Raw genomic sequence first — 16,463 nt, forward strand, 5'->3', positions numbered from 1 at the left:
TGATGAGTTTTATTCCCAGTGCTCGATAATTTTGCTTTAATCGCAAATTATCATCGCTTCGGCTTCGGCTAAAAAAATTAGCCATTGTATTCAATTAGTTACATAATAAGAAAATGCAGCCGCAAGAACAAATGATTTCAACGATTTATGACTAAAGATTCCCATCAGCCAGATTATATAATTCGTAAACGTCGCAAAGCCAGCTGGTACTGGAGTTGGTCGGCTTTTATGCTAATCATTTTGTTAGGCGCCATAGGTCTCGGATACTGGCTTAGCGAACGCCAGTACAGAGGCTTTGGCTCAGCTAATGAGCGGCTGGGAAATATGCGTTCTCAGCTCGAAGAATCGAACAATAGCCTGATACATTGGCAACAGCAATATCAGGTTGAACATCAGGTTACGGCAGAGCTGAAAAAAGAAATTCAGAAGCTGAATACTCAGATCCATAACCTGGAAAAAGAGAAGCAGGCTTTTTTACGTATATTCGATCCCAATGCTGTAGAAAGTGGCTTGCAAATAGCCAGCTTTGTGTGGGAGTCTGTAGCAGGAAATGTTAATCAATTTAACTTTCGATTAATGCTAATTCAGTCTGGCCAGCAACAGCGAGATGTTTCCGGATCTTACTCTATAACCCTTGTGGGTAAAGAGAATGGAGAGGAAAAGACTTACAGCCTGAAAGAGCTGGAAGCGCTGTCTCAGCAGGATACGCAGTTCAAGTTCCGTTATGTGGCCAGCCACAGAGGAACCTTTAATATTCCGGAAGGTTTTGTACCTGAGCTGGTTCGGGTGCAGGTAACTTCTTCTGGAAGAGGTGGTGAAACGGTATTGCAGGATTATCCATGGCAAATCGATTCTCAACAGCAATCTCCAAATGAGGTAGAAGACAATAATGTGGGGTAATAAGAGTAAATCACACAATGTGGATACACTGATTGCGGAAGGAACCAGCATCAAAGGTGACCTGACTTTCGAAGGTGCCTTGTTTGTCGATGGAGTGATTGAAGGTGATATTCATGGTACTAATCACGAGCAGTCAGTTTTGTCAGTAGGGGTTCATGGCAGAATTGAAGGTAATATAGAGTCACCTTATGTGATCATTTTTGGGCAGGTAGACGGTGATGTTCGTGTATCGCAGAAAGTAGAGCTAAAACCTGGCGCAAAAGTAAATGGTGACTTGTACTACAAGGTAATGGAAATGAATGCGGGCGCTACCGTGAATGGCAAAATGGTCAATCTTGGTGAGCCACATGCATTGGAGCACAAGCCAGATCATAGCGAAGTAGTTTCAAAGCCGAAGGTCAACAAAGAGTCCTCCGACGAAAATAAATCTGAAGATTCAATTCATTCAGATGATAATGAAGCTGTAAGAGCCTGATTTCGTTAACTATAAAGCGCTTGCCTGCGGCGAGCGTTTTTTTATGCTTATTATTTACATAACAGCTATTCTCTTGAGATCTTGAAGTAAGGCCCCCATATTCGGGTATAATAGATACATTAATGTGTTTAGGTAGATTTGAATGTCAATTACAGTTACAGAAGCTGCAAGCCGTAAAGTGAAGCAGTTGATCGAGGAAGAGCAGAACGATCAGTTAAAACTGCGAGTGTTTGTTACCGGTGGTGGCTGCTCGGGCTTCCAGTATGGCTTTACTTTTGACGAGAAACAGAATGATAACGACATGGCGATCGAACAGGATGGCGTTAAAATTCTGATTGATGCTTTGAGCTTCCAGTATCTTATGGGCTCAGAAGTCGATTATACAGAAGGTTTGCAGGGTTCTCGTTTTATTATCAGCAATCCTCAGGCAAAAACTACTTGTGGCTGCGGTTCTTCATTCTCCGTGTAGCTCATGAGCTACATCATTTCTTGAATCCAAGTTAAATTACTGTAAAGCTGGATCGGGTTTACCTCGAGTCAGCTTTTTTTGTTTTCGCAAAGCTTTTTCTTTATACATAGCCTGGTCCGCCATACGAATCATGCGGTCGCTACTGATTTCTTCACGGCTGCTATGGTTGTACTCAGCAACTCCGATACTGGCCTCAATTGGAAAGGTATGGCCCTCAAAGGTAATACGGGTCGCTAGCTCATTACGAATTCTGTATACAACCTGTTTGATTGGGACTTCCAAAGCAGTATCAATCAGTATTAAAAACTCGTCACCGCCAACTCGACAAACGGTATCTGATTCTCTCGTGACTTTAACCAGAGTTTTCGCAACATACTCCAGCGCAACATCACCAGCGGCATGGCCGTATTGATCATTTATCTGTTTAAAGTCATCCAAATCAATATTCAATAAATAAATTTGCATCGGCTGTCTTTGAGCGAGATTGATTGCGTGCTCCAGACGATTATTCAGCACACGTAAATTATACAGGCCTGTTAGGGGATCCCGCTCCGCCAGATGAGTGGCCTGTTGCTTTTGATCTTCTAGCGCGATAATCAGCAGACCGGCTTTTTTGACAAGTGCGACAATCGCATAGCTGACAATAATCAGTGGCATTGCAGCGCCAATGATAGCGGTACTCCATGCGCTTAATGATTGAGAGTACTGGTTATGTGATACTGGTATTGACAAACTTCCGTTGATATACAGATATGCTATGACTATTGAGTAACCAATGAATAATGCGATAAAGATAAATACGGTCCGACTGCCATAAATTAACGCAAATAAGCTGGCACTCAACAACATCCAGACAAAACCGTTGCCCACCAAACCCCAGTCCCATAAGCCTACAACGCTGATGGTAACGCTTAGTGTCAAAACGACGTTGGTTTTTACGTGGAATGACAGAATGTTGCGGAACACTGCGACGCCAATCATCAACAGCCCAACCACAATGTGGAAGAGCATTGAGGGCTGAAATCCCATCTCTGGAATTCGGGCTAAAGAGCTGACAACCGCAGGAACTGTACACAAGGCCAAAAGAACGATTAGACGATCCATGGATTGGTCGAGTATCAGTTGCCACTTGACGGCTATGGGGGAAAGGCTTTTATCTGACATATTGGCCACTTAATGCAAATTTGCATTAACTAATATGCAACAAGACTAATAAATAGGCAAATGAAACTTACTGAGAATAGCTTAGGGAGCGAATATAGCACCAAGAATTGTAGTGCTTCGAGCGCCAGTCACTGCTGGGAGGTTGCCGGGTAGCCGGTTAATGCAGCGGTGTGCCAACCAGGAAAAAGCCATGGCTTCTATCCAGTCAGGAGCAACCCCAAAATCCTGTGAGGATTTAATGTCGTAGCCATCAAGATGCTGTTGCAGTCTTTGTTTTAGAGCAGAGTTATAGGCCCCGCCGCCACAAAGAATTACAGTGGCACTTGAGGTGTGTTGTTGGATTGCCTGACTGACCGTTATTGCTGTGAGTTCTAGTAAAGTCGCCTGAACATCCTGTGGCACAAACTCATCGCAAGTAAACTGATGTAGCCAATTCAGATTAAAGTGCTCACGACCGGTACTCTTGGGGAAGGGCTGCGCAAAATAACTGTCACTTAATAAATCCTGCAAAAGACTAGGTATTACCTTTCCCTGTTGGGCCCACTGGCCATCTGCATCAAAACTTTTACTCTGATGAAGTCCGATCCACTGATCCATTAAAGTGTTAGCAGGGCCTGTATCATAGCCAAGCACCTGGCCCTGGGCAGGTAGAACAGTAATATTTGCTATGCCACCCAGATTAACAATGATCCGATCCTGTTCCGGGTCATAAAAAATAGCCCGGTGGAAAGCCGGGACTAAGGGAGCACCCTGACCGCCATACACCATATCTCGGGTACGAAAATCAGCTACTGTCATTATGCCGGTTCGTGCGGCAATGGTATGAGGATTTCCGATTTGAATGGTAAAAGGGTGATAAGCATCGGGTCGGTGGCGAATAGTCTGTCCATGACTGCCAATTGCTATGATGTCCTCTTTTTTATAACCGCTATCTTTAAGCAGGTCATCGACAGACTCAGCGAATAACTCACCCAGTTCACGATCAAGCAAGGCCATTTCTTCAATCGGGTCATGGGCGTATTCGGCATTACTTAAAGAATGTATCTGTTGCTGAATAACGTTAGGAAAAGGGACACTTTTAGTATGAAGAAGCTGAATCGGATTTGCTGAGGAGTTATCAATATCGCAGAGCACCGCGTCAATCGCGTCGACGCTAGTGCCCGACATCAAGCCAATATATAAGGCCATTTATAATTACTTTTGAAGTTTTCCATTGTTGTTGCTTGCGCCTGATTCTTCATTCAAGCGTGCGAAATAGGTTGTACGCTCGGTTTCAAGCTGCGCCAATAATGGTTTGCTTTGTTCTCTGAAGCGTTCCATTTCTTCCCTTGGAACGGGAGCCGCATGTGGAAGCTTAACGGTACGAGGATTACGATGAACACCATTAACCACAAATTCATAATGCAAGTGTGGTGCTTGTGACATACCAGTAGATCCCACGTAGCCAATAATTTGGCCCTGTTTTACTCTCTCGCCGGGCTTAACAGCACGTTTGGAGAAGTGTAAGTATTTAGTTGTAATATTGTTGCCGTGCTTAACAAACACATAGTTTCCATTGTATTTGTTATAAGCAGAGTGGGTCACACGACCATCGCCAGCTGCCCGCACAGGAGTTCCAATTGGAGCGCGGTAATCAACACCACGGTGTGGCTTTACGCGCTTTTGAATTGGATGGAAACGATTAGGGTTAAAGTTCGAGCTCACATAATTAAACTGCAGTGGAGCACGTAGGAATGACTTACGTAGAGCTTTACCTTCTGGAGTATAATAAGCTGTACGATCATTTAAGTCGGTATAGCGAACCGCTGCAAAGTTGTCGCCCTGATTGGTAAACTCTGCTGAAAGAATATTGCCGTATCCAACTTTCTCACCATCCACGTACTTCTCTTCATATAAAACAGAGAAGCTATCGTCTTTACGGATCTCTAATGCAAAATCGATGTCATATTCGAATACGCCCGCCAGTTCCATAATGACGCCATCAGGCAATCCGGCGTCTTTGCCAGCCATATAAAAACTACTGGTTATAGTAGCTGTGGCAAAACGGGTTTTAAACTCAATCTCCTTTTCGTCAATCGCGACGTCAAATTCTTTGTCAGCCAGCTTAGTAACCTGAAGAGTTTCGCTTACGCTATAAGGATAACGAAGTCCGAGGAAGCTGTTGTCATCATTGCTAGCAAACTCGAGGGTATGGCCCGGACGAATCTTTTTTAGGATTTCAATTTGCTCGTCACTTTGCATCATATAGTGCAAATCTGAGGCGCTATAGCCTTTGCGCTTAAAGATTTTGGCAAGACTGTCACCGCTTTCTACAGTCAAAGTTTCCCACTTGATTTGTGGTTCCTGAGGTTCAGGTGCAACTTCCTCTTGAGTTTCCTCTACTAAGGAGCGGTTCTCACGACTGGCCTTAAGGGCTACTTCGGTTAGGGATAGTTCGCCCACAGACTGTTCGCCAGCAGAAGTCAGTTCTACTGGTTGTTTAATTTCTAATTCATCCGATGAAAGGTTTAATTGAAGGATTTCAGTATCTTGTGAAGTGGTTTGTTGCTCTGACTCTTCTCCTGGAGTCATTTTAATGTAGCTGGTCACTGCTAAAAGAGCGATAAACGTGGCAGAAAATAGCAAAATGCCCTTTCGACGCGTTTTTTTGCGGGAAAAGAGTGGTTTGCTTTTCTGAAAGCCTTTGTAATCTCGGTTAATCATCGCATTAGTTAAGAAGTTGGTTGAACAGATTTTGCGCAATAACCTTAACCATAATGGGTGTTTTGGTCAATGTAAAATGATAAAAACGGCCTGTTTTTTTGATCTAAGATCGAAAATTGTGAAAAAGGCGATATTTTGTGAACCAGGTCGCGAGTTCTGGAAAGCGCAAATTCGTTGCATCCTTGAGGTTTTCGTGTATCTTTGTGCCCATTGCAAATAGAGGAAATACGAGACAATGACTGATGTTCAAGCGGCTTTCGCTGAAATTAAGCGAGGCGCCGAAGAAATTCTGTTAGAAGACGAGTTGCTTGAAAAGCTGAAGACTGGCAAGCCATTGAAAATTAAGGCTGGATTCGATCCGACGGCACCTGATCTGCATTTGGGGCATACCGTCTTAATTAATAAGTTGCGTCAATTTCAGCAGTTAGGCCATGAGGTCATTTTTCTAATCGGGGATTTTACCGGCATGATCGGTGACCCAACCGGTAAAAATGCCACTCGTAAACCTCTTACTCGTGAAGAAGTACTTGCTAACGCAGAGACCTATAAGGAGCAGGTGTTTAAGATTCTTGACCCAGCTAAAACCACCATTGCATTTAACTCTGAATGGTGTGAAAAGCTGGGTGCAGCCGGTATGATTAAGTTGGCTTCTCATACCACTGTAGCCAGAATGCTTGAGCGAGATGACTTCAAAAAGCGTTATGGTAATGAGCAGCCTATCGCCATTCATGAGTTCCTTTACCCATTAGTACAAGGTTATGATTCTGTTGCGTTAGAGTCTGACGTCGAATTAGGCGGAACAGATCAGCGTTTTAATCTACTTATGGGGCGTGAGCTACAGAAGCATTATGGGCAACGCCCGCAAACGGTTCTAATGATGCCATTATTAGAAGGACTGGATGGCGTACAGAAGATGTCCAAGTCGCTGGGCAACTATGTAGGTATCACTGAAGCTCCTGGTGTTATGTATCAAAAGCTACTTTCTATTCCGGATAGTATGATGTGGCGCTACTTTGAACTATTGTCATTCCGTCCGCTGCCAGAGATAGAAGAGCTGAAAAAGCAGGTTGAGCAGGGTGCTAATCCTCGTGATATTAAAATAGAACTGGCAAAAGAAATTATTGAGCGCTTTCATGATAAAGAAGCTGCTGATAATGCTCATAAAGCTGCTGGTAACATTATTAAGGAAGGTGAAGTTCCGGAAGGTACGCCTGAGGTTGAAGTTGATATGGATGGAGCAGAACAATTTCCTATCGGCGCCATAATCAATCGAGCTGGACTGGCCGCAAATTCAGCACAGGCCAAAGATATGTTGAAGAATGGGCGAGTTAAAGTGGACTGGGAAGTGGTTGAGCCATCATTAATGCTAAAGCCGGGCAAGTATCTCATTCAGGCAGGTAAGAAAAAGATTGCTTATGTAACTTTGACCTAGTTCACATTTAAGTCGTTTTCGTCAAAGACTTTTACAGGAAGCTCGCCAATGGCGAGCTTTTTTGCATTAAGTGACCCAAAAATGGTACAGAAAGTCTTCAATAAAGCATAGGTATTTTATAGGCTAGCTGAGTTGCATGGGGCAACACGGAATATAGGAAATAATAATGTTGGAGAACATTCAATGAAAAATAAATTTAAACTCTCTGGCCTGGCACTGTTAGGCGCCTCTCTTACTTTACCATCAACTCTATTAGCTCAGTCTTACATCGTAATGACCAAAGGTAATAAGCTGGATTCCGCATTGATTCAGGAAATCGAAGCGCAGGGTGCAACCGTTACCGGCCAACTGCCTCAAGTCGGTATGTTAATGATTGAAAGTGACAATTCAGATATCCGCGAGCGACTCAGTAGTAACGCAAAAATTCAAAGTACCTTTGCAGATATTGAACTTCAATTTGTAAGTCCTTCTGAACAGGCTATGCCGGAAATTAGTTTTGAGGAGCAGTCAATCAACCCACCAGCATCGGGTGATGATGATTTTTATTTTGACCTGCAATGGGGACACGATGCAGTTAATGCACCAGAAGCATGGCAAGCTGGGGTCAAAGGTCAAGGGGTTCGAGTGGCGGTATTAGATAGTGGGATTATGTCATCTCACCCTGATCTTGCCCCGAATCTAAATACCGGATTAAGTACATCTTTTATTAATGGTGAAGCATATAACAGTCCGGCCGGTTCACATGGAACCCACGTGGCAGGGACCATTGCTGCAGCTGATAACGCATTTGGTACCATCGGGGTTGCTCCTGAAGCGGAAATTGTTACGGTAAAGGTTCTATCTGGTGTTTCTGGCAGTGGACCATTCTCTTCAATCTTCCAGGGTATGGTCTATGCGGCTGATATTGACGCAGATGTTATTAACATGAGCCTTGGCGCGGATATTCCTCGCAACTGTACTTTTGGTGAAGACCATTTCCCTGCAAAAGACTGCGCTGAACTGTTTACAGCATTAAATCGAGTTACTCACTATGTGAACAAGAAAGGTAGTGTGATCATTGCGGCAGCGGGAAATGATGCTCGTGATCTCAATCACGATGCCTCATTAAAGGCATTCCCTGCAGAAGGTAATCATGTAATTTCAGTTTCATCTCTTGGCCCAGTCGGCTGGGGCTTGGACACTTCAACAAATCTTGATGTGATGGCCAGCTATTCTAACTATGGAAAGAGTGGCATTGATATCGCAGGCCCTGGTGGGAACTATGATTTAGCCTTCACATACGGAGCAGCTCCTTGTAATGGGCCGGTAATACCAGGATTCCCATGTTATATTTACGACATGGTATTAAGTACAACTCCAACAGGCTGGGGCTGGAATGCTGGAACCAGTATGGCATCACCACATGTTGCAGGAGTAGCAGCATTAATTATCAGCGAAAATGGTGGTGATATGTCACCTGTTGAAGTAGAGCGCGAGTTGATGAAAAGAGCTACAGATATCAATCAACCCGGGAAGGATGATCAATCTGGTCATGGCAGAGCCTCATCCGGCTATTAATATAACTAAAAACTCAGTTAGAAAGGCCACATCGCTGGCCTTTTTTAATGATTGAATGAAAAGCATACGATAACAGCCTGAATTATAGACATTTTGAACATAAAACAGACGTTTAAAAATAAATTTAAAAAAACATTCAAAAAGAGCTTGCGAAGTCAAAAATGGTGCTTATAATGCGCACCACTTTCGAGGCAGAAGTCTTGGAAGGAAAGTCCAGGAAGGGCGGTTTCAGAAGCGTTAAAAAAAGTTTTTGAAAAGATGTTGACAGGAAGTTATGGCGCTCTATAATGCGCGCCGGCTCTGAGGAAACTCGGAGGCATTTCAAGGGAGCGAAATGGTTGATAATTGTTTGTTTAACAGAAAGTTAAAAAAGATTATCAAAAGATGTTGACAGGAGGTTGGGGCGATATATAATGTGCGCCCACTTGAGCGGAGCAGGTTCTTCGCCAAGACGTTCTTTAACAGAGAAGATAAGACAATTTGTGTGGGCACTTATGTCGATGATGTAATCCATTTATCGATTGAGTGACCAACACCCTGAAAGACAATTCGTTCTATATAGAACAAAATGTAATTCAAGTTGGTGATTCATCGAGTCAAGATATTTAGAAGATTTCGGTCTTCGAAAAACTTTAAACTGAAGAGTTTGATCATGGCTCAGATTGAACGCTGGCGGTATGCTTAACACATGCAAGTCGAACGGTAACATGAAAAAGCTTGCTTTTTTGATGACGAGTGGCGGACGGGTGAGTAACACGTAGGAATCTACCGAGTAGCGGGGGATAGCCCGGAGAAATCCGGATTAATACCGCATGTGCACTTCGGTGTAAAGAGGGCCTCTTCTTGAAAGCTCTCACTATTCGATGAGCCTGCGTCAGATTAGCTTGTTGGTGGGGTAATGGCCTACCAAGGCAACGATCTGTAGCTGGTCTGAGAGGATGATCAGCCACACTGGGACTGAGACACGGCCCAGACTCCTACGGGAGGCAGCAGTGGGGAATATTGGACAATGGGCGCAAGCCTGATCCAGCAATACCGCGTGTGTGAAGAAGGCCTTCGGGTTGTAAAGCACTTTCAATAGGGAGGAAGGCCAAGTAGTTAATACCTGCTTGGATTGACGTTACCTATAGAAGAAGCACCGGCTAACTCCGTGCCAGCAGCCGCGGTAATACGGAGGGTGCAAGCGTTAATCGGAATTACTGGGCGTAAAGCGCGCGTAGGCGGATGATTAAGTCAGATGTGAAAGCCCCGGGCTCAACCTGGGAACTGCATTTGAGACTGGTCGTCTAGAGTACAGAAGAGGGGGGTGGAATTCCAGGTGTAGCGGTGAAATGCGTAGAGATCTGGAGGAACATCAGTGGCGAAGGCGACCCCCTGGGCTGATACTGACGCTGAGGTGCGAAAGCGTGGGTAGCGAACAGGATTAGATACCCTGGTAGTCCACGCCGTAAACGATGTCTATTAGCTGTTGGGTATATTAAGATACTTAGTGGCGCAGCAAACGCGATAAATAGACCGCCTGGGGAGTACGGCCGCAAGGTTAAAACTCAAATGAATTGACGGGGGCCCGCACAAGCGGTGGAGCATGTGGTTTAATTCGATGCAACGCGAAGAACCTTACCAGGTCTTGACATCCAGAGAACTTTCCAGAGATGGATTGGTGCCTTCGGGAACTCTGAGACAGGTGCTGCATGGCTGTCGTCAGCTCGTGTCGTGAGATGTTGGGTTAAGTCCCGTAACGAGCGCAACCCTTGTCCTTAGTTGCTAACATTAAGTTGAGAACTCTAAGGAGACTGCCGGTGACAAACCGGAGGAAGGTGGGGACGACGTCAAGTCATCATGGCCCTTACGACCTGGGCTACACACGTGCTACAATGGGCAGTACAGAGGGTTGCCAACCCGCGAGGGGGAGCTAATCTCTTAAAGCTGTTCGTAGTCCGGATTGTACTCTGCAACTCGAGTACATGAAGTCGGAATCGCTAGTAATCGCAGATCAGAATGCTGCGGTGAATACGTTCCCGGGCCTTGTACACACCGCCCGTCACACCATGGGAGTTGTTTGCACCAGAAGTAGCTAGCTTAACATTGGGCGGTTACCACGGTGTGGTCAATGACTGGGGTGAAGTCGTAACAAGGTAGCCGTAGGGGAACCTGCGGCTGGATCACCTCCTTACAGACTAAGATTACACGTCTCATAAGTGTTCACACAAATTGTCTTATTTCACTGGAACTTGATCGGTTGTGCAGGCCAGTAGCGTCTGTAACAAAACAGATATAGATAATAGGTCTGTAGCTCAGCTGGTTAGAGCGCACCCCTGATAAGGGTGAGGTCGGCAGTTCAAGTCTGCCCAGACCTACCAAATTAGGCTGAGAGGCCGAAATCACCGATATCAAATGGGGCTATAGCTCAGCTGGGAGAGCGCCTGCCTTGCACGCAGGAGGTCAGCGGTTCGATCCCGCTTAGCTCCACCATTTACGATCAAGTTTAAGTATCAAGATGAATAGGAAAACTTATTCATCTGGGTATTTATGACCAGAACGAGTTCTTTAACAATTTGGCAGAAGCGAGTAAAAATTTGTAAGCAAATTTGTATTCATCATGTTGGCGTTATGTGTCATAAGTCGGACGCATAACGATAAAAACAGTTGTTTGTGCTGTATGACTTCAAACTATTTGGGGTTATATAGTCAAGTGACTAAGAGCATGCGGTGGATGCCTAGGCGACAGAAGGCGATGAAGGACGTGGTAGTCTGCGATAAGCCTCGGGGAGTTGACAACAAACGTTATATCCGAGGATTTCCGAATGGGGAAACCCAGCCAGTATAAGCTGGTTATCTTGCACTGAATTCATAGGTGTAAGAGGCGAACGCGGGGAACTGAAACATCTAAGTACCCGTAGGAACAGAAATCAACCGAGATTCCGTTAGTAGCGGCGAGCGAACGCGGATTAGCCCTTAAGTTTCTAGTGAGTTAGTGGAACAGTCTGGAAAGTCTGGCGATACAGGGTGATAGCCCCGTACACGAAAGCGAATTGGAAGTGAAAACGAGTAGGTCGGGACACGTGTTATCTTGACTGAAGATGGGGGGACCATCCTCCAAGGCTAAATACTCTCTGTCGACCGATAGTGAACCAGTACCGTGAGGGAAAGGCGAAAAGAACCCCAGTGAGGGGAGTGAAATAGACCCTGAAACCGCATGCTTACAAGCAGTGGAAGCACGATTTAGTCGTGTGACTGCGTACCTTTTGTATAATGGGTCAGCGACTTACTCTTCAGTAGCAAGGTTAACCGAATAGGGGAGCCGTAGGGAAACCGAGTCTTAATAGGGCGCTTAGTTGCTGGAGGTAGACCCGAAACCCGGTGATCTATCCATGGTCAGGTTGAAGGTTGGGTAACACCAACTGGAGGACCGAACCCACTTATGTTGCAAAATGAGGGGATGAACTGTGGATCGGAGTGAAAGGCTAATCAAACCGGGAGATAGCTGGTTCTCCTCGAAATCTATTTAGGTAGAGCCTCACGTATTACCCTAGGGGGTAGAGCACTGTTTCGGCTAGGGGGTCATCCCGACTTACCAACCCGATGCAAACTCCGAATACCTAGGAGTACAGCGTGGGAGACACACGGCGGGTGCTAACGTCCGTCGTGGAAAGGGAAACAACCCAGACCGCCAGCTAAGGTCCCAAAGTTATCGCTAAGTGGGAAACGATGTGGGAAGGCTTAGACAGCTAGGAGGTTGGCTTAGAAGCAGCCACCCTTTAAAGAAAGCGTAATAGCTCACTAGTCGAGTCGGCCTGCGCGGAAGATGTAACGGGGCTAAGCGATACACCGAAGCTGCGGAATATACTTTTAGTATATTGGTAGAGGAGCGTTCTGTAAGCCGTTGAAGGTGACTTGAGAAGGTTGCTGGAGGTATCAGAAGTGCGAATGCTGACATGAGTAACGTTAATGCGGGTGAAAAACCCGCACGCCGGAAGACCAAGGGTTCCTGTTCGACGTTAATCGGAGCAGGGTGAGTCGGCCCCTAAGGCGAGGCAGAGATGCGTAGTCGATGGGAAACAGGTTAATATTCCTGTACCGGTGTATATTGTGATGGAGAGACGGAGAAGGCTAGGCCAGCGCGGCGACGGTTGTCCGCGTTTAAGGTGGTAGGCTGAGAACTTAGGCAAATCCGGGTTCTTAAGGCCGAGAGCTGACGACGAGGTCCTACGGGACTGAAGTGGTTGATGCCAGGCTTCCAGGAAAATCTTCTAAACTTCAGATATACACCGACCGTACCCCAAACCAACACTGGTGGTCAGGTAGAGAATACTAAGGCGCTTGAGAGAACTCGGGTGAAGGAACTAGGCAAAATGGCACCGTAACTTCGGGAGAAGGTGCGCCGGTTTTGGTGATAGGACTTGCTCCTTGAGCTGAGACTGGTCGAAGATACCAGGTGGCTGCGACTGTTTATCAAAAACACAGCACTCTGCAAACACGAAAGTGGACGTATAGGGTGTGACGCCTGCCCGGTGCCGGAAGGTTAATTGATGGGGTTATCTTCGGAGAAGCTCTTGATCGAAGCCCCGGTAAACGGCGGCCGTAACTATAACGGTCCTAAGGTAGCGAAATTCCTTGTCGGGTAAGTTCCGACCTGCACGAATGGCGTAACGACGGCCACACTGTCTCCACCCGAGACTCAGTGAAATTGAACTCGCTGTGAAGATGCAGTGTTCCCGCGGCTAGACGGAAAGACCCCGTGAACCTTTACTACAGCTTCACACTGGACTTAGAACCTGCTTGTGTAGGATAGCTGGGAGACTTTGAAGCATGCACGCCAGTGTGTGTGGAGTCGACCTTGAAATACCAGCCTGGTATGTTTTGAGTTCTAACTCAGGTCCGTTATCCGGATCGAGGACAGTGTGTGGTGGGTAGTTTGACTGGGGCGGTCTCCTCCCAAAGAGTAACGGAGGAGCACGAAGGTTGGCTAATCATGGTCGGAAATCATGAGGTTAGTGTAATGGCACAAGCCAGCTTAACTGCGAGACTGACACGTCGAGCAGGTACGAAAGTAGGTCATAGTGATCCGGTGGTTCTGAATGGAAGGGCCATCGCTCAACGGATAAAAGGTACTCCGGGGATAACAGGCTGATACTACCCAAGAGTTCATATCGACGGTAGTGTTTGGCACCTCGATGTCGGCTCATCTCATCCTGGGGCTGTAGCCGGTCCCAAGGGTATGGCTGTTCGCCATTTAAAGAGGTACGCGAGCTGGGTTCAGAACGTCGTGAGACAGTTCGGTCCCTATCTGCCGTGGGCGTTGGAGATTTGAGAGGAGCTGCTCCTAGTACGAGAGGACCGGAGTGGACGAACCTCTGGTGTTCCGGTTGTCACGCCAGTGGCATTGCCGGGTAGCTATGTTCGGACAGGATAACCGCTGAAAGCATCTAAGCGGGAAGCCCCCCTCAAGATGAGATCTCCCTGAGACTTTAAGTCTCCTGAAGAGCCGTTGTAGACTACGACGTTGATAGGTCAGGTGTGGAAGCGTTGTGAGACGTTAAGCTAACTGATACTAATTGCTCGAGAGGCTTGACTATATAACACCCAAGTGGTTTGTTATGTAGCAAATAACTGAAAAACACAACACTGGTGAATACTGCATACAGATTTTAACTTCTTCTGCCAAATTGAAAGACTTGTAGCAAGCATAAATACTCAACGTTTTATGCTTGGCGACAATAGAGAGTTGGAACCACCTGATCCCATCCCGAACTCAGAAGTGAAACGACTCATCGCCGATGGTAGTGTGGGGCTTCCCCATGTGAGAGTAGGTCATCGCCAAGCGCTTATAATAAAAAAGCCCTAGCAGCAATGCTGGGGCTTTTTTTATGTTTCTATAAAGCTTCAAATCATTCAGTCCTATTGAAAAACATGTCCTCTCAATATTTAATCTGTCTTCTTAAATCATATCTTTGATATTAATTCGAAAAGCAAATATTTCTTACAAGACTGTTACTTTAGGTATGGCATGCAATACTAATTAAAACATCTAACTAAGTGTACATTTAAAATGGAATGAGACCTGATCGATTCATTAAACTCAAGGTTTTCATTTAATATTATTATTAAGGTTTTAAAGTTATAATAAATAAAATTTAAATAGGCATAGAGCTCAAGTGCAAGAAAAAATACCGTCACAAAAATTGCTGCAACAAGTTCATCAGTTAATTAATTCTAATCACCTACAATCAGCTTGGAATCAATGTCAGCAGTTGCTAAAGCGATATCCCAAATTTGCAGAAGCTTGGATGACAAATTCTTTTATTGCTATGAGGGTAGGGAAATTAGAGGTGGCTATAACATCTATTGATAAGGCAATTAAACTTTCGCCAAATCAAATTAATTTCAAGCTAAATAAAATAATGCTATTAGAGCAAAGTGGTGAAATAGATAGTGCATGTCGGTTAGGGGCTCAATTGCTTGATAGGAATGTTATAGAGCAAGCTGTGCTAAAGTCCCTTGCTGCATTTTTTAATAGAACTCAGAGATATGAGCTCTTAGAAAAGTGTTATCTAAAACTACTTGTAAATGAACCAAACAATCAAGAATTATTATTTAGCCTAGCCAATGTTAATTTATTTCTTGGAAATATAGACGAAGCTGATTCGCTGGCAACAAATGCTTTGAAGGGAACTGAATTAGATTGTGATATTCACTTCTTTAGAAGTCACTTGAAAAGACAAACTTCCTCCAGCAACCATATTAAGGAATTAGAAGCGTTTTCTAAAATATCTATAAAGGATCCTATTAGGAAAGCAAAAGTTCTTTACTCACTAGCGAAAGAGCTGGAAGATTGTGAGAACTTTTCAGAAAGTTTCAGAGTGAGGTTGGCAGGTGCTGAAGTCTATCGTAAGCATTTAAATTACGACATAAATGAAGACCTTAAATTTATTCGTTCAACAAGACAGACCTATTCAGACGACCTTTTTGAAAAGAAGGCTACGAATAACCCTATCAATAATATATCAGACAAACCAATATTTGTTGTTGGGTTACCTAGAACTGGAACAACCTTGCTAGAGAGAATTGTTAGTAGTCACAGCAGGGTTGCTTCTGCAGGAGAGCTGACACACTTTAATCGGTTGATAAGTGCTGGTATGGAAAAGCTGAAGCTCGATCCTAAGTTATCCCGTAGCCAGATGGTATCAGATTCTATTAAGCTAGATTTTGCCCAACTTGGGCAACAATATTTAGAAGCCACAAAGACATTAGCTGGCAAAAAAGACCATTTTATCGATAAGCTTCCTCAGAACTCACTTTACATCGGCCTAATCCATTTGGCGCTTCCAAATGCTAAAATTTTGTTGCTTGAAAGACATCCACTTGATGTGTGTTATTCAGTCTTTAAGCAGCTATTTACTGATGCATTCCACTTCTCATATGATCTCGAAGAATTGGCAGATTATTATTACGAGCATCAACTACTGATGGAACATTGGAAGAAATCATTACCAGGAGTAGTTAAAACGGTTCGATATGAAGATCTGGTTAATGACCTTGAGCAAACATCAAAAAGTGTTATCAGCTTTTGTAATTTAGAGTGGGAGGAATCTTGTTTAGAGTTCCATAAGAATAAACAGGCAACAACAACCGCTAGTGCAAGCCAGGTTAGACAAAAGGTTTATTCAAGCTCAATTGGAATGTGGAAGAATTACAAACAAGAGTTAAAGCCTCTAATTGAAAAGTTAGAAGCGTATGGTTGCTTGGAAGGCTGGGAATATTAA

9 protein-coding genes, 2 tRNA genes and 3 rRNA genes are annotated in these 16,463 nt (G+C 44.7%); 11 read left to right on the forward strand and 3 right to left on the reverse strand.

Annotated features, from left to right (window positions below; all coding sequences use genetic code 11):
- Nucleotides 1-147 precede the first annotated feature (147 nt).
- From CW740_RS01760 to erpA, 3 genes are all read left to right on the forward strand, one after another.
- Entirely contained in the window at nt 148-900 is a 753-nt protein-coding gene (locus CW740_RS01760) for a DUF6776 family protein (protein ID WP_106645943.1), read from the forward strand.
- The gene (locus tag CW740_RS01765) at nt 890-1,375 is read left to right on the forward strand and encodes a bactofilin family protein (RefSeq protein WP_106645944.1); all 486 of its coding nucleotides are present in this window, start codon (nt 890-892) and stop codon (nt 1,373-1,375) included. The genes CW740_RS01760 and CW740_RS01765 overlap by 11 nt, the downstream gene beginning before the upstream one ends.
- Nucleotides 1,376-1,517: 142 nt before the next feature.
- Nucleotides 1,518-1,844, forward strand: a complete 327-nt coding sequence (erpA, locus tag CW740_RS01770) for an iron-sulfur cluster insertion protein ErpA (RefSeq protein ID WP_018623264.1) — start codon at nt 1,518-1,520, stop codon at nt 1,842-1,844.
- A gap of 36 nt (nt 1,845-1,880) precedes the next feature.
- Here the strand turns inward: erpA and CW740_RS01775 are convergent, their stop codons facing one another.
- The 3 genes from CW740_RS01775 to CW740_RS01785 form a co-directional block, all read right to left on the reverse strand.
- Nucleotides 1,881-3,008: a GGDEF domain-containing protein gene (locus CW740_RS01775; protein WP_106645945.1), complete on the reverse strand. Its 1,128-nt coding sequence runs from the start codon at nt 3,006-3,008 to the stop codon at nt 1,881-1,883.
- An 81-nt stretch (nt 3,009-3,089) separates the two neighbouring features.
- On the reverse strand, nt 3,090-4,196 hold the full coding sequence (locus CW740_RS01780; RefSeq protein WP_106645946.1) for an anhydro-N-acetylmuramic acid kinase: 1,107 nt from the start codon (nt 4,194-4,196) through the stop codon (nt 3,090-3,092).
- A gap of 6 nt (nt 4,197-4,202) precedes the next feature.
- Entirely contained in the window at nt 4,203-5,579 is a 1,377-nt protein-coding gene (locus CW740_RS01785) for a peptidoglycan DD-metalloendopeptidase family protein (protein ID WP_227523881.1), read from the reverse strand.
- A gap of 367 nt (nt 5,580-5,946) precedes the next feature.
- Between CW740_RS01785 and tyrS the strand changes: the two genes are divergently transcribed.
- The 8 genes from tyrS (at nt 5,947) to CW740_RS01825 (ending at nt 16,463) form a co-directional block, all read left to right on the forward strand.
- Nucleotides 5,947-7,143: a tyrosine--tRNA ligase gene (tyrS, locus tag CW740_RS01790; protein WP_106645947.1), complete on the forward strand. Its 1,197-nt coding sequence runs from the start codon at nt 5,947-5,949 to the stop codon at nt 7,141-7,143.
- Nucleotides 7,144-7,326: 183 nt separating this feature from the next.
- Entirely contained in the window at nt 7,327-8,700 is a 1,374-nt protein-coding gene (locus CW740_RS01795; protein ID WP_106645948.1) for a S8 family peptidase, read from the forward strand.
- A gap of 634 nt (nt 8,701-9,334) precedes the next feature.
- Nucleotides 9,335-10,873 (forward strand): 16S ribosomal RNA (locus tag CW740_RS01800).
- A gap of 110 nt (nt 10,874-10,983) precedes the next feature.
- Nucleotides 10,984-11,060 (forward strand) — tRNA-Ile (locus tag CW740_RS01805).
- Between the two features lie 36 nt (nt 11,061-11,096).
- Nucleotides 11,097-11,172: transfer RNA gene (locus CW740_RS01810), tRNA-Ala, on the forward strand.
- Nucleotides 11,173-11,386: 214 nt separating this feature from the next.
- A 23S ribosomal RNA gene (locus tag CW740_RS01815) occupies nt 11,387-14,276 on the forward strand.
- Between the two features lie 131 nt (nt 14,277-14,407).
- Nucleotides 14,408-14,523: ribosomal RNA gene (rrf, locus tag CW740_RS01820) — 5S ribosomal RNA — on the forward strand.
- Together the 16S, 23S and 5S rRNA genes with 2 tRNA genes alongside form the textbook arrangement of a ribosomal RNA operon.
- Nucleotides 14,524-14,855: 332 nt before the next feature.
- Complete coding sequence (locus CW740_RS01825; RefSeq protein ID WP_106645949.1) at nt 14,856-16,463, forward strand: tetratricopeptide repeat-containing sulfotransferase family protein; 1,608 nt, start codon at nt 14,856-14,858, stop codon at nt 16,461-16,463.

The organism is Kangiella profundi, assembly GCF_002838765.1.
Classification (GTDB): domain Bacteria; phylum Pseudomonadota; class Gammaproteobacteria; order Enterobacterales; family Kangiellaceae; genus Kangiella; species Kangiella profundi.

Coding starts and splice junctions, on each gene's coding strand:
- CW740_RS01760 (WP_106645943.1), top strand. CDS start 148: ATGACTAAAGATTCCCATCAGCCAGATTATATAATTCGTAAACGTCGC.
- CW740_RS01765 (WP_106645944.1), top strand. CDS start 890: ATGTGGGGTAATAAGAGTAAATCACACAATGTGGATACACTGATTGCG.
- erpA (WP_018623264.1), top strand. CDS start 1,518: ATGTCAATTACAGTTACAGAAGCTGCAAGCCGTAAAGTGAAGCAGTTG.
- CW740_RS01775 (WP_106645945.1), bottom strand. CDS start 3,008: ATGTCAGATAAAAGCCTTTCCCCCATAGCCGTCAAGTGGCAACTGATA.
- CW740_RS01780 (WP_106645946.1), bottom strand. CDS start 4,196: ATGGCCTTATATATTGGCTTGATGTCGGGCACTAGCGTCGACGCGATT.
- CW740_RS01785 (WP_227523881.1), bottom strand. CDS start 5,579: ATGACTCCAGGAGAAGAGTCAGAGCAACAAACCACTTCACAAGATACT.
- tyrS (WP_106645947.1), top strand. CDS start 5,947: ATGACTGATGTTCAAGCGGCTTTCGCTGAAATTAAGCGAGGCGCCGAA.
- CW740_RS01795 (WP_106645948.1), top strand. CDS start 7,327: ATGAAAAATAAATTTAAACTCTCTGGCCTGGCACTGTTAGGCGCCTCT.